We start from the raw sequence: 24,613 nt of genomic DNA, 5'->3' as shown, positions 1-24,613 counted from the left end.
TAACTTGATGACCCTCCTGTCATTTCGATGCTGTAAAGCGGCTACTTACCTATTATGAAGACAGCGACGCACCGGACAACCAGGCGATGATTCGTTGGTTCACCTGCTCCTCCGAGCAGTCCGGCAGCAGTTCTGCTGCAACAACCATGTCATACAGACGCTCCATGGGCTCGCGCGGGTCGGCCTTTTTCGCCTTCGCGTCATTCTTCAGGAGCGTCCACGTATCGAGCACGAATTGGCGGGAATCGATCCCTTCCTTGGTAAAGAACGAGCCGAGCTCTTCAACCTGTTCAATGAACCCTTGTCCGAAGCGAGCTTCAACATCGCCGCGCAGCAGCGCAATTTCAATCTCATACATCGGACGCTGCGTTTTGGGATCTTTGCCGATCCAAGGCGTCTCCAGAATGAACGGTCTGCCCTGCAGCTTCTCATGATGAACCACGTTGCGGATCGCCTCGAAGCCAATCCAGCCTGTGCCCAGTGGCGTATGGCGGTCTTTGGCTGCTCCGATCGGATTTTTGCTGTCGTTAATATGAACGACACTCAGACGGTCCAGACCGATCAGCGAATCGAATTTCTCCAGCACACCGTCCAGATCATTGACGATGTCATAGCCGGCATCATGAATGTGGCATGTATCCAGGCAGATCGAGAGCCGGTCATTATACTTCACCTTATCTATAATAGAAGCAATTTCTTCAAAGCTGCGTCCCATCTCCGTGCCTTTGCCGGCCATGGTCTCCAGTGCGATCTTCACCTCGGTCTCTTCGGTACCGCCCAGCACTTCATTCAAGCCCTCGGCAATCCGGTCGATACCGTACGCCGGGTCCTTGTCGGTATATGCACCGGGATGCAGCACGATGTTCTTCACGCCAATGGCATGCGTGCGGCGAATCTCTTCCTGCAGGAAGCTGACCGCAAGCTCATAGGTGTTCACCTTATAGGAGCCCAGGTTAACAATGTAAGGCGCATGGACAACGATCTCCTCAATCCCGCTTTCCTTCATCGCGGCTTTGCCCTCTTCGAGGAACATGGATTCCATCGGCTTGCGGCGAGTGTTCTGTGGCGCGCCGGTATATATCATGAACGAGCTGGAGCCATATGAATTGGCTTCAGCCGTTGCTGTCAACAATCCCTTGTCCGAGAAGGACACGTGGGAACCAATCTTCAACATAAACCTAATCCCCCTTTTGACACACAATTACCACCTATTTTAGCGTGAATACTGAAATAAATCTAGAAATGCGTTATAATTCTCATAGAAGTGTCATGTAAGTTAATCCTCCTGAGGTGATATAGAGATGATGAGCGTAGGGGTTGTTACAGCATTTTTATCCTCCAGCGCACCTCCTTCCTGGTTTATGTATTCGATTGCATTCTGGGGATGGGTGATGCTTGGGGTGATGGGTATCGGCGGTTTTTTTATGTTCCGGAAGTTTCTGAAGGTGCTTCCGAAGGCCGACGGCAAGTCCAAGCTGGACTGGCAGAACTATTGGGTTGAGAAGAGCCGGCCATTGTGGACCGATGATTCCAAGGCATTCTTGAATGAGCTGGTGCAGCCGGTTCCAGGCCCGTTCCGCGACATCGCCAAGCATTCCATCGCCGCCGAGATCGGCAAGATCGCCGTGGAATCCGGCGCAACTGAAGTGACCCGCGACCACTGCATCAAAGGTTACATCGTCGCGACACCGAAACGGGACTACAAGTTCCTGGTCGACTTTCTTCAGAAGAAAAATATCGACTATACACCATACCAGCATTTATTGAACAAGTAAGCATAACGAACAGATCCCCTGGGTCCTTTACGCTTGACGTTAAAGGACCCAGGGGATGTTTTTGTTAATATCCGAATCGGGCACAGTCTCAGTTTCATTCCCGCTTTCCGCACGCTTTGCTCCGTTATCCCGATTAATCAGGAAGCTGCAGGAATAGCACTAACACTGCCACGACACAGGTTTTGTTCTATATCGCTCTAATATTCGCTCTATATTCGTTCTATTTTCGTTCTATTTTCGTTCTATATTCGTTCTATATTCGTTATCGTTTCATGTTCGTTCCCTCTTTAACTGTCCCAGGCATTGGGTTACTTGCTACACCGACACCCTAAAGCTGAATTTCCCTCCTGCAATGACAAAGGTATCTCCCTCTTGCAGCGCATACCCTTTGTACGGAACCATAGGCTCCCCGTTCAACACCGTCCCGTTCTTCGAACCCAAATCTTTAATGAGATAGCCGCCTTGATCGCGAGACAATTCCACATGTGCCCGCGAGGTTCCCGGAGCGGAGGCCACATACTGTGCGACCTCGGGTGAACGGCCGATGATAAAATGCTGCTGAACAAGCTCAATTCGCTGACTTGCTCCTGTATTCGGGTCGGTTGTCTCAATGAAGGCTCTCGGAGCTGTAGCTGCCGTCATACATCCCCCATCCTGGGCTGAGAGCAGCATTGTACCGGCGTCACCCGAAGCCAATACGCTGGTCTTGTGTGACAGCTGCCGATAATAGTCTTCGGCATCGGTCGGCTCCTCCATCTGCCTAGTTGACATCCCAGGATTCCCGGAAGTTCGTTGTTGATGGGGACGCTGCTGCAGCGCACCTCCCTCAGCCTGGATTCCTCCGGAAGAATTGTAGCCGCCTCCGAATCCAGAATCTGGGCTCCCCGTTCGGTCGTTTGTGCTTACGCTCGGCTGCTCTCCCGGTTCCATATCCGGTTGATTCCATCTCCAGTTCTCCGTGAGTTCCTCCTCATGCCTTTGTCTTCCCCTGACTGGTCGGGATGGAATATCGCGATGTTCCGTCAAAACCTCAGATAACGGGTCTGCCTCAAATTTCGGAATTCCCCAGCCGATCTTGCGCGGGGAAGGAAGCTCCACCGATTCAAGCAGCGGCAGTGAGCCTGAGTCTGTCCAGGCCTCCGATCTTGCAAACAAACGCTTCAGCTTGCCCTGCCATGCCAGCCAAGCAGCTGCCGCCAGCAGCAGTGTAATGACGGCCGATACGATCAGCATCAGCGTGCCCGGCTGATTCATGTACAGGAACCGCCACGTGACCGCTGCCGCGAGCATACAACCAAGCACAATATACGTACGGACGGGCGAAGCGCCTTGCGCCTCCTCCTCCGTTGTCTCATCCTCGCTCGAAGAAAAGGAAGCGGACAACGAAAAGGCGGAAGCCTTCGGCAGACGCTCACGTATTTCCCTCTGCTCCTGTGCCTGATCCTCCTCTTCCTGCGCTCGCCTCGCATTTCGCCTTATGCTGCGGCTGCGAACCTGACTTTTTCTATTCGTCTCCTGCTCCGGGTGTTGTGCTGTTGGAATCGCGTCCGGTTCATACCTTGCCGCCCGGTAGCCATGCTCCACCTCACTGGCCGCTTGCTCGCTGGCAAGTTCATACACACTCCGCATATCGGCATTTTCGGTCCGAGCCTCTCTGCCTCCCGTATCATCCTCTGTGGACAACAGGTCAATAAGCAGCTCCTTAAGCCCTGTCAGATGGAAGGCTTCGCTCGCGCAAAAAGACATCAGCGCCTGCACACCCCCGCCTTTCAGCTCGGTCACATTCGCCAGCAGACGGGTCATGAACTCCTTCAATGGATGCTGCACGCCAGGCCCGGTTCCCCTGGCGTTTTCCAAAGGGACATAGCATAAATACAGCGTCCCGAGATGCAGATCCCCTTCCACAAAAATATAGTCCTCATGCAAAACATACTGCTCGGGCTGAAGCATGTATTGCCTCGCTTCATTCAAAGCTGTAGCTATCTGGAGCAACAGCCCGTAATATTCAGTCAGGCTCAGCCTTTCGCTTTTCAGTGCTTGTGACAGCATCTTTTTGCCGCTGATGTCATATTCCAGCGTTACCTGATTATCCAGTTCCCGCACATGCAGCTTGAGCAGGTGAGGGATACGCGCGGAGCGAATCATCCCTAGCTGCACCGGGTTGAGCTCGGAAGGTGCGATTCCTTGCTCTCTCCCCAACACCATAAACGTTCCGCCATTCTGTACAAAATCCGTGTTTAACCCAAGCAATGCTCCCGCCCCCTACACATATAAAAATAGGTACGCACCGATGGCGCCTGGGAGCACCGCGGTCATAAACGGAAAACGCAAATGCTCTCCCTCCTGACCACGCCAAGGCTGCAAGCTTCTCAGCATAACCACACCCGCTATGCCCGCCACGACTCGTCGTAACCTGCTGAATACCTCTCTGCGCCAGAGCAGAAGACATAATCCGATTACGCCGGCAAACAGAACCGAATACAGAATACACTGCAGTGTAAACAACGCTCCGGTCCATGCGCCGATTCCGCCAAACAGCTTGACATCTCCCGCGCCAACAGCCCCGGTAAAGTACATGATCAGCAGAATGAAGAACCCCGTCCCAAGGCCTTTAAGCGAAAAGAACAGCCCTTCCCATCCCCCAATCACACCATGATACAGCAAGCCCAGTGTCATCGCCGACACCGTTATGACATTCGGAATTTTCATCGTGCGAATATCGGTTATAAATGACATCAGCAGAAAAATGCCGCAGGCTCCAAAAGCCAGCTCCATGTCCCGTCCCCCTCTCGATCCGACCGTACATATCCGCCGTTCTTCACTTTCGTTCTACCTCTTGCCCCTTCAATTGAAGGTTCTCGTTCCATGCCAAGCAGGGTCCTGATCATTGTCGCGGCACGACAGTAAACATCACCTCGAGTCGCTGACCATCCGCGGTTTCTATCACAAATGGCCATGTGCCAGGGGTCGTGTTAAAGCCAACATTCCATTCCCATTCGATATACCCGTTCTCATCCGCCGTTTTCCAGCCCAAATATTTGGCTGTGCTTTTGCCACTTTTGTAGTAGACCGACAGCTGGGCTTCCATCCCTGGCTCGATCTTGGCCCGCACGATAGCCTGCTTGCTCGCAACGGCCGGGTCCGGCTTCTCCAGCAGCTCAATGGAGCGTCCTGTGTTCTCCTCCGTTCCCCCGCCGCTTCGCCCTTCTCCGGTATCTCCAATCCATAGCCGTTCCTGGGCTTTCGCCTGCAGCACAATCTTCTTGTTCACAAAAGGCATGCGGATCGGAAGTTCGTAGTTGACCTCAATGCCGAAGTAAGGCTTCTCATTGGTCTTCAGGTTCGGAATATGGAGATTGGATACATGGATCCGTTCGTAATGAAGAAGCTCCGGCATGAACGGCCTTAGAATCGGTTTGACTACCGGGTCAAGCACCGCTTGAGCCGCCTCGTTCTTAAGCTGCTGCAAGGGCTCCTCCCCGGTCGCAATAGCCTCCTGTATCCACTCATTCACAGGCGATGGAAGCTGTGATGTGTACTGGGAGGCCCAATCGCTTAAAGACAGCTTCGGAATTTCCCAGTGCGAGGGACTCGAGGAACCGGATTCGGAGGCTTGGTCTCCGTTCGGACTCACTGCGATGGAGACCGGGTATATATGGGCGGTTACCGTTTTGACTGTATCGGACACCATGCTTTGCAGGGCAGTTGAAATCAGTGTCATTTGCACAATATAAATGAGAAAAATGACAAAAAACATAAACATCGGCAGCACCAGTGCTGCTTCAACCACCATGCTTCCCTGCTCGGTTCGCATATGGCTCCCGCTCCCGTGCCGGAAGGCGCTCTTACGCCGTATTGTTCTTCTCATTCGAATCCCTCTAATCCTAATAGGAAAAATCCGCTCTGCGGCTAAACACATACCGGTTCCCCTGGACTTCGCCGCTGTCGCCAATTGCTGTGCCCAGCACATTCGTAATGCCAGGCAGAAACCAGAGCCGCATCGCCATGGTGACCTCACCGGAAGCATAGGTCGATCGATCAGCCGGATTGATTCCGGTATTGAATCGAATCAGTGCCAGCATACGGGACATTTTGCGCTCATTGTTGCTGTGCAGCAGCAGAAACAGCCTGAGATGATCTCGATAAGTCAGCTGCACAGGCACATACTTGGACAGTGGAATCGAGCCCTTCTGAACAAGCTGAAGCATGTCTTCAATCGACTTCTCGATCCCATACAATATAGCAGCTGCCAGAACCACCAGCGGATTGCCGAGCTTGCTGTTCACGACCAGTCCCTCCATCGTCCGGATCGCAAGCCGGGTGGCGAAAATTTCGGCATAGGCGGAAGATATGTTGCCAATCGGGTTGTGAAATCCGTAAAGAATGTACTCCACCTCTTGATTCGCGACCCTAAGCTCATCAGCTAGACGGCTTCCGGCCGAAGGATTCTGGATGACCTCGGATAATTTGCCTATATCAAAATGCTGATAATAGTGCACCGCATACTCATTTTGAAAAAGCTCTTCTCCTGCTCCCTCCAGAATGCTCCCCATCGATCCGAATATGCCGTCCATCCCGTTCATGGCCGACTTGCCAGCGTCATAGGGATTGCTGCCGAGCTCCCGTCTACTCCTCGCCTCATCTGGCTCCCGGTTGAACTGCAGACTTTCGTCATAATACTGCTGCAGCTTGCGGAACTCATCCATTAGCTCGTTTTGCCCTTCGAGTCCGTTAAGAGCGCTCAATACATTCGCAGCCTCATTCAGCTTCTGCTTGGCAAGCTTCTCTGCTGCCTTCCGTTCTTTATCGGCAGCACGGCTTTCGTCCAGCTGAGCCCATTGACGGTCAAGGATATTTGCACTGCCTGAAACCGCATATTCCTGCAGGTAACTGTCCAACTGCCGGCTTGTCTGCATGACCTGTCCTTTGTTCTCGCTTCTTCCTGCAGAGGAGGCGACAGACGATACTCCGCTCTGAACAGCCGCGTACTTCCGCTTCTGTCCATGAATCTCCTGACGCAATCCGTTCAGAAGCTCATCGCTTCGCAGCAGTTGATCCGTCTTCTCCCGAATCGAACGAATCAACGCTGCGTCTTCTCCGGACGATCCTGAGTTGCCGAGGGTCTGATCATTCGTTACGGTATCATAACCGACATTGGTGTTTCGATCCTCTGCTTCCTGAATCACCCGCTTCATTTCCTCATTCAAACTTTGGGCTTCAGTCCACAGTTGTTCCGCCTTGGTTAGAAGCTCATCATGCATGCTAGAGGCCTTGTCCAATCGAGCTGATATTTGCGAGCTTAACACTGACACGCCGAACTCATAATCCTGTATCAAGGAAGTATACAACTTGTCCTCATCCTCCGGCCGTCTGGCATCCTCCTCTACCTTGGACATATAATCTGCATACTGGGCGGCCGCATCGCTCGCCATATAGACGAAGCCGCTGAGAGACGCATCATAGATGTAAGCCCCTGGCGGGTCCATAATCAGCTTCGGCAACGGCAACGCGCTTTCGGCTGCTTTCCGCTGTTTCTCCAGCATTTCATTCAGCGCATCTTCTCTTCTGTCGTACAGCTTCTGAAGCTTTCCAAGCACATCCACCGTATTCGAGGCTTCCTTCATCGCTTGCGACATCGGCTTGAACTTTTGTACCAATTCGAGTGTAAAATCAATCGGTGCTTTATATTTCATGTCTTCGCCGATCATGCGATTAAAGACTTCATAGGATCCCAATGGCCGTTCCAGTTCAAGCCCTGAGCTGTCTACCCGCATCGCCATCAATTGGAAAGCATCGCCCCGGTCACCCGGATTCAAGCTGTCATTCAGCACATTGCCCATAATCATGTTGCCATCGGTCTCTCCATATGCAAAAAGTCCGTAGCGCTGCTGCAGGACTGGATCATAAGCGGACATGACCGACCGGACAGCGGCCCGCGCCAATCTTTCGGTCTGAACCTTCATCGCCGCAATCCGGGCATAGTCAATAAACACCGCCACAAACATAAACACAGCGGCCAGAATGACAATAAGAAAGATCGATACCGATCCATCGGAGAAATGTCTCCTGACTGACCGCCGCCCTCGTCTGAAACCTCGCTTCAGCATGTTATTTCAGCCCTCCAAACCGCTGCAGCACGCCGGAGGCAGCGCCTTGATCCGTTATGCTTCCGCCCGCTCCGCGGAACTTCGAACCGTAATAGCGCATCAGATCAATCGTGCGGATGAATTCAACAGGGTCCACCACAGCGGACTGGGCAGCAGCGTAGACGTAGCCGTCTCGGTTCATCAATCGGGTCACCGGCGTCATCGAGGTGCTCTGTACCAGCTTCGTCTCCACCGTGCGCAGCAGCAGCTTGTTGTCATAATTCATCTCTCCCCGAACACCGTCAGGAAGAACAGAGTTTCCTTTAGCCAGCTTTCTTGAGGGAAGTCCTCCACCCTGCCCATCCGATGAGGGCAAGGAAATGTGTCCTCCGCTCTCTCCCTTGCTCCAGCCAAATAACGAGGTAAGCAATGCGTCATCCGTCAGCCGCCAGTAGAGGGAGTCATGCAGCCCTTCACTCACCGCTCCATTCGAAGCTTCCCTATGGCTGTTATTCCATATAAAAGCGACGCGCTCCGAGGCGGCACTCGACACCTGCACCAGCATCGATTGTTGGTATATATACAAGCACAGGAACAACAGCAGCACGACGACAACGAACACAAGCGGGAGTACAAGGGAAGCTTCAATCGTGAAGCTCCCTTCCTCCTTCAACAACTTGCTTCTCTTAATCCTTAATGAATTCATTGGTTCTTTGGTTCACATTCGCAAACAATCGCTGTACAAGTTGGAACAATTGATCCTTAAAGAAATAAGCGATGACCAGAATAACGACGATGATCAAGATCATCTCAAGCGTGCCGATCCCTCTATCGTCCTTCCAAAAGCGCTTTAATCCTCTTCCAAGCCCTGATACTATCATGTGTATACACCGATCCCTTCTATATATTCATCATCATAAATGCCGGCGCTCCGAGGAGAACAATGACGATCATAAAAATGACAACCATCGGAAACACCAGCTTGGAGGAGGCCTGCTCTCCCCTCGTTCTGCTGATCGCTTTGCGCTTCTCCCACAGCACGCGGGACAGATCTCTTAACGCAAGCACGAAGTCATTTCCTCCGCGCCGGAAATTAAGCAGCATCGTCGTCGTAAAGATCGAAACCTCCTGTACCCCGCAGCGCTTGTTGAACTGCTCGAACGCTTGCTGAAATGAAACGCCGCTTTCCCATTCCTGGACCAGCTGCCTCAGCTCGCGATACAGCGGATGATCTTGTTGACTGCTCTTCTCCGTACAGTGGATTAGCGCCCTCTGGACCGTTTCACCCGCACCTACGAGCAGCACCAGCTTGTTCAGAACCTCCGGAAGCTCCATTACGATGTCCTGCTCACGCTGAACGACTTTTTTGTGAAGATCCTGAACCATGAGCACCGGCAGCAGAATCCCCAATCCCAAACCGGATAACAGCCCCATAGCCTCACCAGAGATCAGTGTGAACAGACATCCGCCTAGCAGAGCGAGCCAGCCATAAGCCAGCGACTCGGCCATGAACAGCAATGTCATCTCCGGACTTTGACGCAATCCGTAAATTTTCTGCACGGAGCCTTGAATGCGGAAGAACAGAATGGGAAAACGCGTCGCAATGTTGAACCGGTCAAACAGATACAGCATCGGCGGACTCATCTTCCGTAGCTTCAATCCTTCCATATGCACCTTGCCAAAGCTTCGATATTTCTTGCCGCCGATCAAGTTCAGCACCACCCAACCACCCGCCAGCAGAACCATCACAGCAGCAGAGACCCCAAGCAGCATGCCTGTATCACCTCCTTAAACCTGGATATCCATCATTTTCGTAATCCACCAGAAGCAGCCGCCAAGCCCGGCTAAAGCCAAGGTGGAAATCATCATCCCAGCCCCGCTGCGCATAGGCTCCATGTAATCGGGTGCGGTCAAATTCATAAAGAGCACAAGCAAGAACGGAGCCACGAGCAGCGCCTTGGATTCAAATCTTTTCTGCGAGACCATCACCGATATTTCCTGCTGGATATCAAGCTTCTCTCCGATTACACTGGAGGTTCTCCGAACGACCTCAACCAGGTCTCCCCCGGTCCGCTTGCACGTTGTAAACACATCTGCGAAATTGGTGATGTCGTCCATAGCTGCTCTCGTGGCAAAATCCCGCAAAGCAACCTCAATGGGCTCCCCGTATTCCAGTCGGGAGACGATGAGCCTCAGCTCAAAGATCATATCGCTGCGGCCCCCAGGGTCCAGCAGCAACAAGTCCTGCACCGCGTCTCGGAACGCATTCTCCACCGACTTGCCCGCGGAGAGCGACGAAGATATCGAATATAGCGCCTGCTTGAAGTGAAGATTTAATGTTCTTCGTCTCCGCTCCAGCAAATGCCGCCGCCAAAATTTCGGAAAGAATACACAACCGGCCACCAGCACCGTCGCCATTACAACATGGCTGTAAAACAGGTAGCCGATCCCGAATAACAGCACCGCCCCCGCCAGCAAACTGCCGACCCGCTGACTCGGAGACAAATGGTATGTACGGTAGTCAGGAAATCTTCCGCTGCCCTGAGATTGACTTCGAGCAGCCCCCTTATGCTGTGCTTCGCCTATATCTGATCGGCGCTTCGGTCGTCGCTTCAATTCAGCTTGTTGCTTCCATTCGGCCTTCATCAGCAGCCTCCTCTGACTTTTTCTGCAGCGGCCAAAGCTTGATGCCGGCCATGGCCAGCTTGTCATCGCGCCGGAGAAAGCTGCCGCATGATTCGAGCTCCCCCAGCACGCGTCCCCCTGCTTCTCCGCTCTCCCGAAAACGGTAAAGCGGGTTCAGCTTGACCTCGCCGCCGCTCATACCTATCACCTCACTGATCTCGGTGACGCGGCGCGAACGATCCCTAAGCCGGGATAAGTGGACAAAAATATCGATCGCCGAACTGATCTGCTGGCGAACCACCTCAACCGGGAGATCAGCCCCGCTAAGCACCATGGACTCCAGCCGGCTGATCATATCCCTTGTGCTGTTCGCATGGCCGGTGGACAGACTCCCATCATGTCCGGTGTTCATCGCCTGGGCCAATTATATAATTCGGTAATTAAAAGCAAAATAAAAATGACCTCAATATTCAATCAAGGTCATTTCAATGTCTGTTCTGTAGTGTAAGGGGGTCTATGACTTCATCCTCCCCAACAAAGAAGTCATTATTTGTATACTCAAGATATAACTCATCCACCGACTTATCCATAAACCTCCAGTACACTCTCTTCGGAAATGGAAAAGGTTCATAGCTGTACATTGCTGCCTGATACATCTCCGGTTCCACCGTTGTGAATTCTATTTTATCTATTATTTTTCTGAGGATAGTATTATCTAAAGTATTGACATCAATATTCTTTAAATTCTCAACAAAATCATTAAATTGATTAGTAATACTTTCTTTTTCTCGTTCAATACCGTTTAGTTGATTTAGCTTTTCCTCGATTTCGTTTATCTGAAGTTTTAAAGTACTTGACCTCTCAGCATACTCTTCTTCTTCAATATACTTTTTAGAAAAAACATAAAGATTGGCGTCTGATTGTTCTTTTAATTCTCGGAGCTTTATTTCATATTCAACAATCTTTTTTGCTGTATTCTCAGAATCCAACTTCAACTTTATCATATTTTCAAGTATTGTTTGATGTTGATTGTAGTCCGACTTAAAACCCTCAATTTCTAACTTGATCCATTCTAGTAGTTCCTCTTCTTTCTGTAAATTCCTATATTCACACCGACCGTCCCTGTCATTACTAGAACAGAACCAGTAGTGGTGAACTTTCCCGCTACTGCTCTTTTGTCTCTTGAACCTGAGTGGTGATCCGCAGTTACCACATCTCAAGAGATTTGAGAACAAATGAGCACCACTATACCTTTGACTCGTTCTGTTTATCCCATATCTAATTTTTTTTGTGACTTCATTTCCAACTTCATCTTTCTCAGTAACCTCCTTATATTTAAAGTCACCAAACATTTGGAATCTTTTTTTCTTTAAAGCTTGGACCTTGTCAAATATTCCCTCATCGATAATTCTTAATGACTTATCCTCATACCAAATCTGCTCTTCTTTAGGAACAAGTGCAATAATATTCTGTTGAGGATCTTTTTTGTAAGTTCTATGTTGCCATACTACGCCTTTATACACTGGATTCTTCAGCATTTTTCCAATAATGCTGTGATCCCATTTATTTGATTTTCTTTTTCGAGGGATATTTTTTGAATTTAGATACTTAGCAATTTTACTTAAGCCCCATCCTGAGTTTAAATATAAGTCGAATATCTCTTTGACAATTAGAGCCTCTGTGTTATTAACTACCAACTTACCCTTCACGTATCTTTTAATTCCATCTATTTCAAGTTCACCAGTATATATGTCATATCCATACGCTGGACTCCCGCTCCACACACCATTTTCTGCAGCAATCATTTTGCCTTTCTGTACACTTGAGCTTTTCAATCTAGATTCTTCTTGAGCTAATCCCATAAAGATATGGATTTTAAAATCATCATTTCGATCAAGTGTGTTTGCACTTATATCTTCAAAATAGACACCAACACCATACTTTCTTAGCAAATTGATACAGGTTATAATGTCCTCTGTATTTCTACCGAATCTGCTGATAGAACGTGTGTATATCATGTCAAATTTCTTTAATTTTGCATCATTAATCATCTGCATAAATGCCTTACGATATTTCTTAGATCGATAGGCAGACACACCTTCGTCTATAAAGTATCCACGTTTAACAGACAAAACTCCTTCTCGGTTATAAAAGGCCCCACATTCTGTATTCATCTTCATATTATGCTTCTTAAAGTAGTCTAGCCAGTACTGCTCTTGATTATCTAACGAAGAAATTTGTTGTTTACTGTCCGTTGAAACTCTTCCATAAAAAGTGTATATCAAGGTGTTGTCACCTCCAATAACTATTGTCAATTATATAATAAGGTTATAAATCCACGTAAATAATCCATTAATAGTGCCGTTACGCTCAGTTATTCCTATGATATGTTTTGTAGCGTACAGTTCCTGTTTTAAAACTGTACGCACTTATAATTTTGATCATATGTAAGTAATATCCATTCTATTTAAAGCCACATCTAGTAAGTAGTTATGATTCAATAATGATTAACAACGTCTGGATCTAAAGTTATCGAACAATAGCGTAATAAAATTTTTGTTAGCGATACAATCCGTTTTAAGTATTCTGCCGCTACTACACTACCCTCCTCTAACAAGCTGCCATGAGAAGTTTGTTTTTCCATTATCATTGACCTTCATCATTAATTTGTATCACCATAGCGGGAAAGGTAATTTCTTGTTTGACTAGGCCTCTTACTCCATCATTTTCAACTATCCCTACAGGTATCCAAGCGCTCATTATCTCAGTTTCATCATTTAAAAGAGTCTCGTCTAAATCTACATAGCCTAATGTAATATCCTCACTCTGTATGAGGTATGTCTTCCCGTCTACTTCATAGACTCTTCCAGTATCACCCTTAAACCTAATACCAAGAGAGTGAACAGCTTCTTTCTTGGATGGGTACTTCTTATATGCTTTATTTCCTTGTAGATTCAGCGGGTCATATAAGTCGATTTCAAATACATAATGAGGCTTCGCCAATGCCTTTTTTGCGTTATCACCGTGACTTAATACCGCTATATTATCAAGACGATACCCTATACTTGGATCATCTTTTATTCTGTCAACTGTTGGCCTAAAGGCTAATTTATGATCATGTTTAATGTATTCCTTTGTCATCTCACAATAAGCATTCCAGAAGTCAGGCTTCCTAGTTATGATTTCTGTACAGGCTACGATTACATTATCCCAATCACAATGTACGCCATCATAAACGCCCTGACCATATTTACATGAGTTGATTCTTGACTCTATAGAGCCGTACAGAAGATAGGCGGCAAACTCGTCCTCTGCATCAATTAAATGACTTTGTATAGCACTGTTCACAAATAAGATGGCTCTAACCTTGTCGTTACCCTCTCCATACTTGTCCGTCCATTCCTTGGCTTCACTTGGATGTAGCTTATAGGGTGGTCCCTTCTTTGGTTTTGTCGTCAAATATACATCTTCCTTTTTTAATTTTGATTTTTATCGATGAAAGTTCAATTTCATCAAATTGCTACATTATTAACTATGGTTACTCTGATGCGATGAATAGATAGGATTACCAGGATATGTACTCGCCGGAACCTTGGATTGCTTGCTTAAATAGTTAAGATAAACGGTCTAACGTATTCTTACGGCATTTTAGTCCTTCTTTACATCATATAGGCTTCAAGTCCAAGTTCAATAACAGAGTTTTTTTGCGCATAGTCAATTGGCAAGGATCCACTATTGTCCTTAATATTTGCATTTGCTTTCAATTCCTTAAGTTCAGAGAAAAAGAATATGTTTTTTTCAGTTACGCTAATATGTAATGGGGTCTGCCCTTCTTTATTTTGTATGTTAACGTTCAAGGCATTTCGCTTTATTGCAGTATAAGCATTAAAGTTATTTTCTAAGATCACATAGTGAAGCAACGTATTTCCCGTTCCCTCGTCTTGTGCATTTACATCCAAACTACCATTATTCAATGCTTCGCGAATTCTTGTTGCATCTAATTTTCCATCTATCGAATATGTCTCTCTCAAGTTTTTAACATACACTTCTCCCTTACTGTCGCTAGGCTTACTTGTATTATTGGTACTTCCTGTTTTATCGCTTGTGTTGTTGCTTGATGTTTTGGTCGCCCCACTCTTCAGTTCAATCTTAGAAGAACTTACAGATGCAACTACGTAACCGAGCGCATTTGCAGTGTCACGAACAGGCAGATATGTTCTACCATTAACATTCAACGGCTTATCAGATAACTTAGCTTCTTTGCCATCGACAACAATTTTAACGTCATAAACCGTAGCTTTAAGGTAAGCTGCAGCACCAACTACTGTTGTAGAGGTCAGTGCTACGCCGACAAATATACCAAGAATGAACGTTGGAACTTTCGAGATTATTTTTTTCATTTTATATACCTCCGGATAACTTTAATAAAAATGGCAGACTTTTGTTTAGTTATCGGAATAATTTGAGATTTAATTGAGATTAATTCGTTGACCATTCATAGTAATCGTGCCAGTAGCTTTTATATTTATATTGCCTATGACATCCATACTTACGCCCGAAGGAGATACTTCAAATACCGTACCATTAGCAAGGCCTATTTTATATGTTCCTTGATCTACGATAAAATTAAAATCTTTACTTTTCGCAACAAACTGCCCATTTTCTGATATTACCGAAATTCCGTCATCATTTAATTTCATACTCCTTTCCCGTCCATAATTCGAAGAGAAGTAGAGCATATCATATGACCCATTTGGTTTTGACATAAATCCTACACCCGACATATTCTCCCCGGCCATGCTAGGATCAATTGGATTATTGGAGTCAAATTTTTTCATCCCGTCTCCCTCACCATTAATCGACACTGGAAAGGCATTAGAGCCCGATCCTACAAATGTGTTCATTTTTTTAATTTTTGAAATATCAGAATAAGCCGCTTTTCTAATCTCCTTTGTTTCATTCAAAGGGATTATGTTGGACATCCCCCATTTTCCTGGAGTAAGGTGAAACAACCTAATCGACTCCCCTACTCCTTCGTTCGAGACTGCTTCAAAGATAGGAATATAAAAAGATGGGGAACGAGGATCTTCTTGTTTTTTTACTTTCTTCAATTCCTGTATGGCTTCTTTCTTTTGTGCACCATATGCTATGTATGTTATTTTAGGATCACCGTAATATAGAAAGGGGGGGTGCGTATCCCAGTTACTATCATCCATTGCCTGTATAGTTGCACGACCTTCATCATCAAAGCCGTATTTCATGATAGCCACCCTGTCACCATTATCAGCATTTTTTTTATAGTTCTCTTTAGCTATACTCAAAAGAGTATCAAAGCTTCTATCTGTTTGATTTTCAAATATTTTATATGTATTGATACAGAGATCTCGATCTCCAGAAAAAAAGTACGCCTCACCATCCAACACTTTTAACTTATCAAACATTTGTTGTTCAGTGTTCCTATAGGAAATTCCATTCACCACAAACGAAATAGCAGAATCAACTGCAATATAATGTTCACTTTCAAAACTTGCACTAATCGCTAAACTCAAAATTATACCTCCCAAAATTTTTTTTATTATCATGTTGCTAACCTGCAAATATAAAGAAATGTTATTGCTTTACATTCTTCATCACCCCTTCCCCAAATCAACATTAAATCATCTCTAATTTCGTTTATTAGTTGTTTAGCGATTCATCAAAGTCTCATTCTAGTGCTAATGTTCTTATCTATTTCATTCTTGAAATTTCGCAAAAACTTCTCTTGCTCTTTAACGCTCTGTAAAAGATGATGCTCAAAATAATGTCCATCTTTACAATTCTTTCGATAATGCGAAAATAAAACATATGCTTTATTCATTTGATGAACCAATTTATTAACATAATCTTTGTCATACCCTAAATGGTCTGCCATCTTCTTAATTGTCATATAAGCTTTTTTTTCAACATTCCCGTTCTGTAACTTTTTCATAAGACACAATAAAGGAAAGTACTTGTAATTCAATCCTTTTTCTATGTACAATTCTAAAAGCGCAAACTCAAGACTGATGTAAAAATCGTCATCTGTCATTGGTTGCTGGATGGTTTGACCAGTTCCCTTAGTAACTTCATTCAACTCCGGAATATCCGTTGCTGTAATTTGTAAAATATGATTATCTGGAATCCTCCCCTCTGAATCGAGAAACCTATCCCATCTAGTTACGTTTTGTATATTTATTACTTTTAATTTTTGCTGAAGCTTTAGCAAATCTAATATTTGTTTTTTAGTAAATCCCGTTTCCTGCCTTAATAACTTGATCGAGGTTAAAAAGTAATGTTCAAATGATTGATTATGTAATCTAAACTTGAACAAGGATAAATATAGATGTAACCCTTCAGCCTTCATTTTTTTAAACTTTCCATCTAAATCAAACCAAGATGACTTGATTTTTACGTTTCGCAAAGTATAGTTCAAACTCAGATTCTCCTTTGAACGTTTAAGTTTCGTTGTTATTTGCTGCTATGTACAACTTTTCTCACTTGATTTTGATATTGAACGAAGTTTTTAAACGCTGATGATTTATAGTTTTGGATAAGAGCGTTCAATAGTTCACTCTGCTTAAACAAAAACTTCAACTTACAATTTGCAGTATTAATTTCAGTGCCTTCATACTTGACACCATTCAACAACAAAAAAGAAACCAGATTAATGTCATATATATACTTCAAAAAATAACCTCCAAAAATTAATTTCAACAAATCACAAAACAAATCCTAAATGGGAATTTGAGCTTGCGATAAATTCTAGAATATTATATAAGTTCATTAAATTATTATTTTAATTAATAATTGTCCCTTGGTTGAGGCCTTTCGTCATGGTTATTTCCTTCTTCTTCCACCCCATTAATTCACTTTGTCAAAGTGTAGATTCAATTAAATCTCAAAAAACATTTAATTTTTTTAATAATTCATGTATTGTGCGCTATATATCCCTTAAATCGAGGTAATTGTCACTCTTCAGGCTTCTTATTCGGCACCTTTTTCATTAATATGTCAGATTACTTCTTCAAATTCTGTACCCAAAACGACAATTTGTCACTGGACACTTCATGGGTCTTAATGTAACAAGGAATTCCGAATCGCCATTTTGTCAATAAATATTAAAGCTAAATATCTTCATTTCTTCTTGCATCTGAATTGCGGTCATGATATTATTATTTCAGGATCTAGGTAGTACATAATGAATATTATATGCTATATAGAATTTTCACATTGTAACCTCCCTTCTTCTTAGCATCGAAAAAAATGTATAACTTCTTTAATATACCATGCTGTTGACGATTATGTCAATGGTTTGTTTCCGTTTCTGTATACGTTTGCTTTCGTGCCCAGAAGCCCTCCCCTCATTAAGAAGACTTCAGCCATTTAGTTTTTATTAGGTTTTGTTTATTAACGAATATTTCTGTAGTACCTCTTCTATCTCCCTATACATCTCACTATGCTTAGTTGAAGGTATAAGATCTGGATCAGAGCCAAAGCCAAAATTTTCATCATACTGTTGAAGAAAATAAAACATCAACTTTAAAATTTGATATTCCTTTGATTTTCGGTCTCCAGATAAGATGGCTACAAATCGACTAATCAACTTTTCATTATAATGATAATTTTCACCATCTTCATTCGTTAATAATTTTTCGATTTTTCCCAACAATACCTGTCTCTGGTATTCATTTCGGAGATGAGTAATTATTCCTTCATGGAGGCGCACTTCCTTTGATCTAACATATATATTCCCCTCATCGTCAATATCTTCATATTCAATTTCTTCTACTTGATCAGTTTGAGTAAAGAATATTTCCTGTATAAGTATTTTATCTGAGGAACTAAGCTCTTTATTGAAAAGTTCAGTTGGGATATTAGGGAAAACACTTTTTAATTGCTCCAACCTCTTAAAAGGTATTTTTCGTTTTCCTCTTAACCATGAATTAATATTTTGAGGAGATGTATCCAACTTCTCTGCTAGTTTTTTATATTCAATTCCATAAGTTTCACATATAAATTGCAATCCAATCAACATAATCGCCCGCCTTGTTTTATCGAATAAAACAACCTATATGCAAACTATACACTCATCAAGATAAGAATGCAAGTATTTTGTTTTATTGAGTAAAACAATTTACTTATTATTATATTCAGTTCCCCCTCAATCCGTCGATTAATTACTGTAAGAACGATATCTAGGTAGTGGGACAGATATCTAGATCACTCTAATTTATAAATATATCGAAGGCCTACAAACGATGCTTGAGTTAGAGAGGGAGCTCCTAAACATATTAGACATCAATACTAAGCTTAGATTTCTGTAATTACTCAATGAATTTCAATGCCATCTCCCCTTCCAGGTACAAACACTCCACATAATTACAGCATTAAATTCCACTGTTAAATATCAACAGAAACAATCCCCATTAAAAAAAGCAGGACGAAAGTTCGTCCTGCTACATCTAGGCGTTCTAAGGATGCTTTAACATGGTTTAAACTAGGTGACTTTGATCTTATAGGAGCTCTTAATTACAATAACAATAGTCAAAAACATACTCAGTATTAGTGCGATCAAATTCCATATCATGGAGATATATCACTCCTTGATCATGCCTATTCACATTTGTTATAACAACATCGTAATTACCATCTAGATACTTATCAATGTATGGTCTTGCTCTTTCTATTCCACTCTCAATTGCTTCTGCCTCAGTCTTTTGTCCACTTGGAACCGTATCATAGAATTCCTTAGAAACATAAAATGCTTCAAGTTGCTCTTTGGTAGCCCGTTTATTTTTCAAAGTTTCTTGGTTAACCATTGAATACTCATCTCCAACAAGTGGAATAGTAAACAATCTGAATGCAACATCTTGCAGTATCTCCGGTCTGTTGTTCTCAAAAATGCCTATGTATTTATTCTCCTTGCTTAACACTTCTTTGGCGAAGTTATTAAATTCATTACCATAACTTCTAAGAGGATACTTACCCTTTGGAGCAATAGCAAGTAAGGAATAACTTTTACCAGTAACATCAAGAAAATCTAGATATTTAGTTATTAACATTGAAAAAACCTCCTTTGTAAAGTTAAGTAAATCCAATCACAATATCGAGCCAAAGAAGTTAACTGCTCCTGAGACTAAATTAGTGAACTCCTTAAATACTCCTGTTATTACAGAAGCAAAAACTTCTGACGACGAAACTGGATTTTTTATTGAAACAATTAACATAATGAGCGCAAAAAAAGCTAAAGCAATTTGAATTGTGTTTTTCAAATTGAAATTCAAATCGTTGTTACCTCCTAATGATTCTTTTTTATAATAGGGAACTTAAAGGTCCGATAAACGGAGTTAATACAGTCATATGATCCGCTGCCATAGTCATAAAGGATTTATACTTATCCATAAATGTAGTAGTTCCTTTTGAACTCTCTAATTCTTCCACACAATTCAAAAGTTTCTGTTTCTCATTGATATCTTCGATCTGTGTACTTATAGCTTGGCGCATTTCCTCAAAGAGAGGGTCTTTTAATTCTGTTACAGTGTTAGTTGAATAATCTTGTGAATTAATATTAACACGGGCATTACTTCCATTAACATGGACCACATACCCCCTACCATCAGGTTGAGTGAAATTGCGTGGAACGGAGGACTCTCTCCTAACATCGACTTGATAATGTGCCTTAATTCCATGAAAAGCTTCAAAATATCCTCTATCCTCTACGATATAGCTTTCCTTTAAATTGTTTTTTAACGTTCTTACTATACGGTCGCCTTCTTCAATCGGTAATGACGAATCGTCGATGTGGATTTTGTTTTTATCCACCATAGCTTTAATATTTTCGAATATTTCCCCATTTTGTTTAATTAAAGTTACCCTGTCTTTCATAAATGAACTGAATGGCATCTTTTCACCTCTAATTTTAGTGATTATCTTAAATTCTATAAATCAAGGACTCTCTTATGATATGCTGGATTCTCTTCCAGGGCATCATATACAACATGACTATCTATATAACCTAGTTCCTGTAATTTCTTATAATCATATTCTGGACTGTCTGTCCAAGGATACTAGAATTATTTTATTTATTCTTCGTCTTTCATAGAGATCTGTCAATATATCCTTATATAGTTTCTCGTTTCTCATGAGTGCATCAACTGGGTAAAGGATAGAAAAATCATAAGCACTTCTCGTATTTTTCCATGATGTCTTATTAATTGTGTCAAAATAAAGCTTGTGTTTTCCTAATTTGTATCCTTTTCCAGTTTTAATATTAGAATTTCTTTCGAAAAAATCACTTAAATTCTGCATTGAGTTAGCACGAAAAAGAATGCTTGATGATTGATCTTTTGAATCCGCAATTACTTTCAAAGCTAATTTGTGCTTTATAAATTGATGAGTTCCTGTTAAAAGTAATCCTTTATCCTCTGATTGCAAGAAAGTTTGTATTTTTGCATAAGCTTCTGATCTAGTATTCATTTACTCGACCCCCAAATCAATAACAATTAGGATAATTATACCATAAAGCCAAGTGAGTTGTTTTGATGTGATCTCCGATGTCTAAAAATTTGGCTTCCCCATAGCAATCTATAATTGGATAATCATCAGCATTGCCACATTTGGCAACGTTAGTTAGAATACAGTAAAAAAAGACGATGTAGCTTCAATCCACACCGTCTCTATAAGTTAATTTACCGCCCTTGCATCCCGCTTCTCAATAACATGTCGTATCCGAAGTAAGTCTAATCCATTCTGCATGTAATCCATAAAAGGCATTTTAGCAAGCATACTGTAAAGTCGATTAAAACCACTTTCGTAATATGAATCCAGATGTCTCATATGATCTTCCAACATTCTCTCTGGCCGATATCTTTCTAACTCCTGTTCATATGCATTATAATTATTAAAATCTTTAGGATGAGGCTTATGCTCTTGTTGCCCTATGTACATAATTGATTGAAGTATTAGTATGTCTTCGTATTCAAGTTTATTTGCAAAAGAACGTATACCCTCAGAATTTGACACTTTACCATTGTTGCTTAACCCTACAAGTTCATCAATGACGGGTACTAAAGACTTTGCTTTCTCAATCAGCATTTAATCACCATCCTCTCTAATTGTCGTTTTCTAGTATTCTATTATGGTATTCTGGGTTTTCTTCAAGGGCATCAAAAACGACTTGACGACTTACATACCCCTGACGATGTAGCTTCTGATAATCATATTCTGATCTGTCAGTCCATGATACTAGGAATATCTTGTTTATATTTCGTTCTTCGTATAGATCGGTGAGCAAATCGTTATAGAGTTTATTATTTCTCATTAAAGCATCAACTGGATAGAGTACAGCAAAATCATACGAGTGTTTTGTATTACGCCAAGATGTCTTACTAAATGAATCAAAGAACACTTTATGAGCGCCCAAATTATAAGCATGTCCTGTCTTAAAACTCTTAGATGGTTTTTCAAAAAAACTACCCAAGTTCTGCATTGCGTTAGCCCGAAACAAAATACTCGAAGGTTTATCGACAAAATCTGAAATTGCCTTCAAAACAAGAGGATGTTTCTCATATTGGTGGGTTCCAGTTAAGAGCATTCCTTTTTCATCAGAGTACAAAAATTCTTGTATTTTTGCTTTTGCTTCTAATCGTGTATTCAAGGTATCAACTCCCCTTTGGAGATTTAAGTATATATCATTATATCCTAAATCCTTCCTTTTGGTCAGTGATCTAGTATCGGAAATTTCAAACCTGCTGTGGGAGTAGATGTGCTAGAGAAATTTCTGGAAAAATAGTGTCGTTTTTGAATTTGAAATCCCCCCCTATGCTATTCCCTCCCGCTCCAAGGACAGCAAAATAGCCCTTTTGCAAGGGCTTGTGTGTTAATGTTATGAGTTCAATTGCTAAACTTCTTGAGATTGCTTTGATTCGTATTCCTTGACCCTACGGTAAAAGGTATTAGGCTTCATATCTACCCGCTTCATCGCCTCAACTGCTGTTATCTTACCTTGTCTCCATTCGCTGTAGGCTTGTTTAAACCCGTCTGTAATGGATACTTTAGGACGACCAAAGACAACACCTTTCTTCTTAGCTTCCGCTATTCCCTCACCTTGTCGGCGGTTAATCATCTCACGTTCACGCTCAGCCATATAGGATAGTAGTTCAAGCACAATGCTTGATATAACCTTCTCTAATCCGTTCTTGTACTGTCTGGTATCCAGGATAGGCATGTCAATAATAACTATGTGTGCGCCTATCTCTTGAGTTATCCGCTGCCATTCCTTCTTAATCTCTTCAGCGTTTCTTCCTAGCCTGTCTAATTCTTTAATAAAGAGCGTATCGCCTTGACGAAGTATTCCATTCGTTAGAGCCTGATACTGTGGTCTGTCAAAGTCCTTTCCACTCTGCTTATCAATGAAGATATCACGATCATCAATACCTATTGCTTTCATAGCTTCTATCTGTCTAGCTTCGTTTTGGTCTTTAGCCGATACCCTTATGTACCCGAACTGTTTAACTTGTGCCATCAACAACACCTCATCGCTTATTGTCTTACCATCATTATACAATAATAATGTCAAAATGTACACCGATTTATTGACATGTTTCAAATTATTTTCAATGACTTTTGACACGTGTTTCATTGAGCCTTTAAAGCCCTTATTCACTATGTCATAAAGTGTACCTTTTGAAAGAGTTCCTATTAGATAAGAGATAAAGAAACATGAATACTTTTCCGGTTTTTGTATATCATTTTACTAAGTACATTAAAGAAGGTGAATAAATGACAGATCTAAAAGTCGGACAAATAATTTTATTTGGTGGAATCGAGTACACGTATGATATTGATGAAAATGGAAAGAGTACTTTAAAAACATATGATGAGGATTTTAAAATGTGTGCGATTTTATCTTTCTCTGAAAACGAAACTGATTCGGAGGAAGAACTTATAGAGGCCCTTTCTAATGAGTATCTTAGAGGTTTTATGAAGGTTTAAATTTCTCCATTACCACATCTTCTATCGTTTTAAACACAAATTATCATGAAAATCCTTTTTAAAACATGAATATTCAGAGTCTAAAATTCAGATCGTAGACGTTATCGTAAACCTAAGGTTAACACAATTAAAAAACCCTTATATTTTAAGGGTTAAATGTTGTTTTTTACGAATCATAAAAGATATCTCAGAATTAATATTACTTATTCTATAAGGATTTTTACTAACCTCAAATCGCTATCGTATCGATAACATAGTGATCTTTATAGAAGTCTTCTTTTAGCATTTTTTACGATTGAAACACTCAAAGCAAGTTTCTTTTTCTTCGTTTCATCTCATATATTCATCTGTAACCTCGATGATATCGACAAGCATTTCCCATACAGCAATGCAGATATCCGTCATTTCTTTTGATGTAATGTAACTGATGTTATCTCTGGAAAAAGAAGTTGTTACCCTGTAGAGCTCTTCTCCTAATTCTTTAACTGGTCCCCGCCCCTTCTTATATCGCACTATGCCTGTAGTGGGCTCAGATGGAGGGTAATTATGAGTGAAATCATTCCTTAGCTTTCTAAACCGCGTATAAGCGTCTGACCGAATAATACCTTTGTAAGCATCATATAACTCTGGGTTTGATTCTCTTATCTTCTGGGCACTTCTTTCATCTTCCCAGCACTTTATAAAGGAAGGCTTATAGATATCCCAGTGATATAGGATATTGCCGATGTGGGCCAAATTGTCCAGTGCAGATGAAACTTTGTATAGGAAGATATCTGAATGGTTATCAAAAAAGTACTTTAATTTATGATCCTTCTCCTTAAAGTTTGGTAATAATCTATAGCCTCCTTTAATCTCTACATACCACTCTTCATCATTAATTCCTTGTTCAAATAGATATAGCATGGTAACCAAACTGTTCTCGGCTTGCTGCACCCTCTGCAAGAAAACTCTAGACCATATATCTAATTCCACTGTAAATAACATCGGTAGATTAGATCCGATTTTCGATAGAAGGCCCTCGATATTAGAAGGGACCTTTAACTGGTCTGATATTCTTCTATAATCATCTGATTCGGGGAAAGTATACATTGACTCCATTTTGCTTATCTCGCCTTT

General features: G+C 42.6%; 25 protein-coding genes and 1 pseudogene. 2 read left to right on the top strand and 24 right to left on the bottom strand.

What is annotated here, in order from left to right; genetic code table 11:
- Window positions 1–52 precede the first annotated feature (52 nt).
- Window positions 53–1,174: a deoxyribonuclease IV gene (locus tag MKX64_RS15535; RefSeq protein WP_095264850.1), complete on the bottom strand. Its 1,122-nt coding sequence runs from the start codon at window positions 1,172–1,174 to the stop codon at window positions 53–55.
- Window positions 1,175–1,301: 127 nt separating this feature from the next.
- Between MKX64_RS15535 and MKX64_RS15530 the strand changes: the two genes are divergently transcribed.
- Window positions 1,302–1,775: a DUF2621 domain-containing protein gene (locus tag MKX64_RS15530; RefSeq protein ID WP_413773633.1), complete on the top strand. Its 474-nt coding sequence runs from the start codon at window positions 1,302–1,304 to the stop codon at window positions 1,773–1,775.
- A 315-nt stretch (window positions 1,776–2,090) separates the two neighbouring features.
- On the opposite strand, the gene MKX64_RS15525 is transcribed toward MKX64_RS15530, so the two are convergent.
- The 22 genes and pseudogenes from MKX64_RS15525 to MKX64_RS15425 all read right to left on the bottom strand — a co-directional run bounded on the left by MKX64_RS15525 (window position 2,091) and on the right by MKX64_RS15425 (window position 23,027).
- Window positions 2,091–4,025: a DUF6382 domain-containing protein gene (locus tag MKX64_RS15525; protein WP_341036542.1), complete on the bottom strand. Its 1,935-nt coding sequence runs from the start codon at window positions 4,023–4,025 to the stop codon at window positions 2,091–2,093.
- 12 nt (window positions 4,026–4,037) lie between these two features.
- Window positions 4,038–4,550 (bottom strand): A24 family peptidase, encoded by a 513-nt coding sequence (locus tag MKX64_RS15520; protein ID WP_095264848.1) that lies wholly within the window; start codon window positions 4,548–4,550, stop codon window positions 4,038–4,040.
- A gap of 109 nt (window positions 4,551–4,659) precedes the next feature.
- Complete coding sequence (locus tag MKX64_RS15515) at window positions 4,660–5,643, bottom strand: TadE/TadG family type IV pilus assembly protein (protein ID WP_341036541.1); 984 nt, start codon at window positions 5,641–5,643, stop codon at window positions 4,660–4,662.
- A 16-nt stretch (window positions 5,644–5,659) separates the two neighbouring features.
- The gene (locus MKX64_RS15510) at window positions 5,660–7,882 is read right to left on the bottom strand and encodes a hypothetical protein (protein ID WP_341036539.1); all 2,223 of its coding nucleotides are present in this window, start codon (window positions 7,880–7,882) and stop codon (window positions 5,660–5,662) included.
- Between the two features lies 1 nt (window position 7,883).
- Complete coding sequence (locus MKX64_RS15505) at window positions 7,884–8,534, bottom strand: TadE/TadG family type IV pilus assembly protein (RefSeq protein ID WP_341036537.1); 651 nt, start codon at window positions 8,532–8,534, stop codon at window positions 7,884–7,886.
- A 13-nt stretch (window positions 8,535–8,547) separates the two neighbouring features.
- A complete protein-coding gene (locus tag MKX64_RS15500) occupies window positions 8,548–8,742 on the bottom strand; it encodes a Flp1 family type IVb pilin (protein ID WP_095264845.1) in 195 nt (64 codons plus the stop codon).
- A gap of 19 nt (window positions 8,743–8,761) precedes the next feature.
- Window positions 8,762–9,634 carry a type II secretion system F family protein gene (locus MKX64_RS15495; RefSeq protein WP_341036533.1) on the bottom strand — a complete coding sequence of 291 codons (873 nt, stop codon included), beginning with the start codon at window positions 9,632–9,634 and terminating at the stop codon, window positions 8,762–8,764.
- Window positions 9,635–9,649: 15 nt separating this feature from the next.
- Window positions 9,650–10,507: a type II secretion system F family protein gene (locus MKX64_RS15490; protein WP_095264843.1), complete on the bottom strand. Its 858-nt coding sequence runs from the start codon at window positions 10,505–10,507 to the stop codon at window positions 9,650–9,652.
- Window positions 10,479–10,910, bottom strand: a pseudogene (locus MKX64_RS15485) (ATPase, T2SS/T4P/T4SS family); the annotation flags it as partial. The gene MKX64_RS15490 and the pseudogene MKX64_RS15485, both read right to left, overlap by 29 nt.
- A gap of 61 nt (window positions 10,911–10,971) precedes the next feature.
- A complete protein-coding gene (locus MKX64_RS15480) occupies window positions 10,972–12,771 on the bottom strand; it encodes a recombinase family protein (RefSeq protein ID WP_341036530.1) in 1,800 nt (599 codons plus the stop codon).
- A 361-nt stretch (window positions 12,772–13,132) separates the two neighbouring features.
- On the bottom strand, window positions 13,133–13,945 hold the full coding sequence (locus MKX64_RS15475; protein ID WP_341036528.1) for a hypothetical protein: 813 nt from the start codon (window positions 13,943–13,945) through the stop codon (window positions 13,133–13,135).
- A 200-nt stretch (window positions 13,946–14,145) separates the two neighbouring features.
- Window positions 14,146–14,886 carry a stalk domain-containing protein gene (locus MKX64_RS15470; protein ID WP_341036527.1) on the bottom strand — a complete coding sequence of 247 codons (741 nt, stop codon included), beginning with the start codon at window positions 14,884–14,886 and terminating at the stop codon, window positions 14,146–14,148.
- A 69-nt stretch (window positions 14,887–14,955) separates the two neighbouring features.
- The gene (locus tag MKX64_RS15465) at window positions 14,956–16,035 is read right to left on the bottom strand and encodes a hypothetical protein (protein WP_341036525.1); all 1,080 of its coding nucleotides are present in this window, start codon (window positions 16,033–16,035) and stop codon (window positions 14,956–14,958) included.
- A 146-nt stretch (window positions 16,036–16,181) separates the two neighbouring features.
- A complete protein-coding gene (locus MKX64_RS15460; protein WP_341036522.1) occupies window positions 16,182–16,937 on the bottom strand; it encodes a hypothetical protein in 756 nt (251 codons plus the stop codon).
- A 35-nt stretch (window positions 16,938–16,972) separates the two neighbouring features.
- The gene (locus MKX64_RS24310; protein WP_445670840.1) at window positions 16,973–17,191 is read right to left on the bottom strand and encodes a DUF5659 domain-containing protein; all 219 of its coding nucleotides are present in this window, start codon (window positions 17,189–17,191) and stop codon (window positions 16,973–16,975) included.
- 706 nt (window positions 17,192–17,897) lie between these two features.
- Complete coding sequence (locus tag MKX64_RS15455) at window positions 17,898–18,539, bottom strand: helix-turn-helix domain-containing protein (protein ID WP_341036521.1); 642 nt, start codon at window positions 18,537–18,539, stop codon at window positions 17,898–17,900.
- Window positions 18,540–19,029: 490 nt separating this feature from the next.
- A complete protein-coding gene (locus tag MKX64_RS15450; RefSeq protein ID WP_341036520.1) occupies window positions 19,030–19,566 on the bottom strand; it encodes a hypothetical protein in 537 nt (178 codons plus the stop codon).
- 250 nt (window positions 19,567–19,816) lie between these two features.
- The gene (locus MKX64_RS15445; protein ID WP_341036518.1) at window positions 19,817–20,407 is read right to left on the bottom strand and encodes a hypothetical protein; all 591 of its coding nucleotides are present in this window, start codon (window positions 20,405–20,407) and stop codon (window positions 19,817–19,819) included.
- Window positions 20,408–20,542: 135 nt separating this feature from the next.
- Window positions 20,543–20,980, bottom strand: a complete 438-nt coding sequence (locus MKX64_RS15440) for a hypothetical protein (RefSeq protein WP_341036516.1) — start codon at window positions 20,978–20,980, stop codon at window positions 20,543–20,545.
- Between the two features lie 207 nt (window positions 20,981–21,187).
- Complete coding sequence (locus tag MKX64_RS15435; RefSeq protein WP_341036515.1) at window positions 21,188–21,598, bottom strand: hypothetical protein; 411 nt, start codon at window positions 21,596–21,598, stop codon at window positions 21,188–21,190.
- 16 nt (window positions 21,599–21,614) lie between these two features.
- A complete protein-coding gene (locus MKX64_RS15430; RefSeq protein ID WP_341036514.1) occupies window positions 21,615–22,160 on the bottom strand; it encodes a hypothetical protein in 546 nt (181 codons plus the stop codon).
- Between the two features lie 243 nt (window positions 22,161–22,403).
- Window positions 22,404–23,027, bottom strand: a complete 624-nt coding sequence (locus MKX64_RS15425) for a recombinase family protein (protein WP_341036513.1) — start codon at window positions 23,025–23,027, stop codon at window positions 22,404–22,406.
- Window positions 23,028–23,284: 257 nt separating this feature from the next.
- Here MKX64_RS15425 and MKX64_RS15420 point away from each other — a divergent pair, with 257 nt between their 5' ends.
- Window positions 23,285–23,497, top strand: coding sequence for a hypothetical protein (locus tag MKX64_RS15420; protein WP_341036511.1), 213 nt, complete (start codon window positions 23,285–23,287; stop codon window positions 23,495–23,497).
- Between the two features lie 330 nt (window positions 23,498–23,827).
- Here the strand turns inward: MKX64_RS15420 and MKX64_RS15415 are convergent, their stop codons facing one another.
- Window positions 23,828–24,595 carry a Cthe_2314 family HEPN domain-containing protein gene (locus MKX64_RS15415; protein ID WP_341036510.1) on the bottom strand — a complete coding sequence of 256 codons (768 nt, stop codon included), beginning with the start codon at window positions 24,593–24,595 and terminating at the stop codon, window positions 23,828–23,830.
- Window positions 24,596–24,613 lie beyond the last annotated feature (18 nt).

Source organism: Paenibacillus sp. FSL M8-0334, from assembly GCF_038000405.1.
Lineage (GTDB): Bacteria > Bacillota > Bacilli > Paenibacillales > Paenibacillaceae > Paenibacillus_AQ > Paenibacillus_AQ campinasensis.
The sequence above is the reverse complement of the archived record's forward strand: the minus strand, read 5'-3'. Positions and strand labels throughout refer to the sequence as shown.

Bases quoted from the DNA above. Each gene is read 5' to 3' on its own strand.
- MKX64_RS15495 (WP_341036533.1), bottom strand. From the start codon at position 9,634: ATGCTGCTTGGGGTCTCTGCTGCTGTGATGGTTCTGCTGGCGGGTGGT.
- MKX64_RS15510 (WP_341036539.1), bottom strand. From the start codon at position 7,882: ATGCTGAAGCGAGGTTTCAGACGAGGGCGGCGGTCAGTCAGGAGACAT.
- MKX64_RS15435 (WP_341036515.1), bottom strand. From the start codon at position 21,598: ATGCTGATTGAGAAAGCAAAGTCTTTAGTACCCGTCATTGATGAACTT.
- MKX64_RS15515 (WP_341036541.1), bottom strand. From the start codon at position 5,643: ATGAGAAGAACAATACGGCGTAAGAGCGCCTTCCGGCACGGGAGCGGG.
- MKX64_RS15420 (WP_341036511.1), top strand. From the start codon at position 23,285: ATGACAGATCTAAAAGTCGGACAAATAATTTTATTTGGTGGAATCGAG.
- MKX64_RS15470 (WP_341036527.1), bottom strand. From the start codon at position 14,886: ATGAAAAAAATAATCTCGAAAGTTCCAACGTTCATTCTTGGTATATTT.
- MKX64_RS15500 (WP_095264845.1), bottom strand. From the start codon at position 8,742: ATGATAGTATCAGGGCTTGGAAGAGGATTAAAGCGCTTTTGGAAGGAC.
- MKX64_RS15425 (WP_341036513.1), bottom strand. From the start codon at position 23,027: ATGGCACAAGTTAAACAGTTCGGGTACATAAGGGTATCGGCTAAAGAC.
- MKX64_RS15455 (WP_341036521.1), bottom strand. From the start codon at position 18,539: ATGTTGATTGGATTGCAATTTATATGTGAAACTTATGGAATTGAATAT.
- MKX64_RS15440 (WP_341036516.1), bottom strand. From the start codon at position 20,980: ATGAATACTAGATCAGAAGCTTATGCAAAAATACAAACTTTCTTGCAA.
- MKX64_RS15530 (WP_413773633.1), top strand. From the start codon at position 1,302: ATGATGAGCGTAGGGGTTGTTACAGCATTTTTATCCTCCAGCGCACCT.
- MKX64_RS15535 (WP_095264850.1), bottom strand. From the start codon at position 1,174: ATGTTGAAGATTGGTTCCCACGTGTCCTTCTCGGACAAGGGATTGTTG.
- MKX64_RS15415 (WP_341036510.1), bottom strand. From the start codon at position 24,595: ATGGAGTCAATGTATACTTTCCCCGAATCAGATGATTATAGAAGAATA.
- MKX64_RS15520 (WP_095264848.1), bottom strand. From the start codon at position 4,550: ATGGAGCTGGCTTTTGGAGCCTGCGGCATTTTTCTGCTGATGTCATTT.
- MKX64_RS15445 (WP_341036518.1), bottom strand. From the start codon at position 20,407: ATGCCATTCAGTTCATTTATGAAAGACAGGGTAACTTTAATTAAACAA.
- MKX64_RS15450 (WP_341036520.1), bottom strand. From the start codon at position 19,566: ATGTTAATAACTAAATATCTAGATTTTCTTGATGTTACTGGTAAAAGT.
- MKX64_RS15490 (WP_095264843.1), bottom strand. From the start codon at position 10,507: ATGAAGGCCGAATGGAAGCAACAAGCTGAATTGAAGCGACGACCGAAG.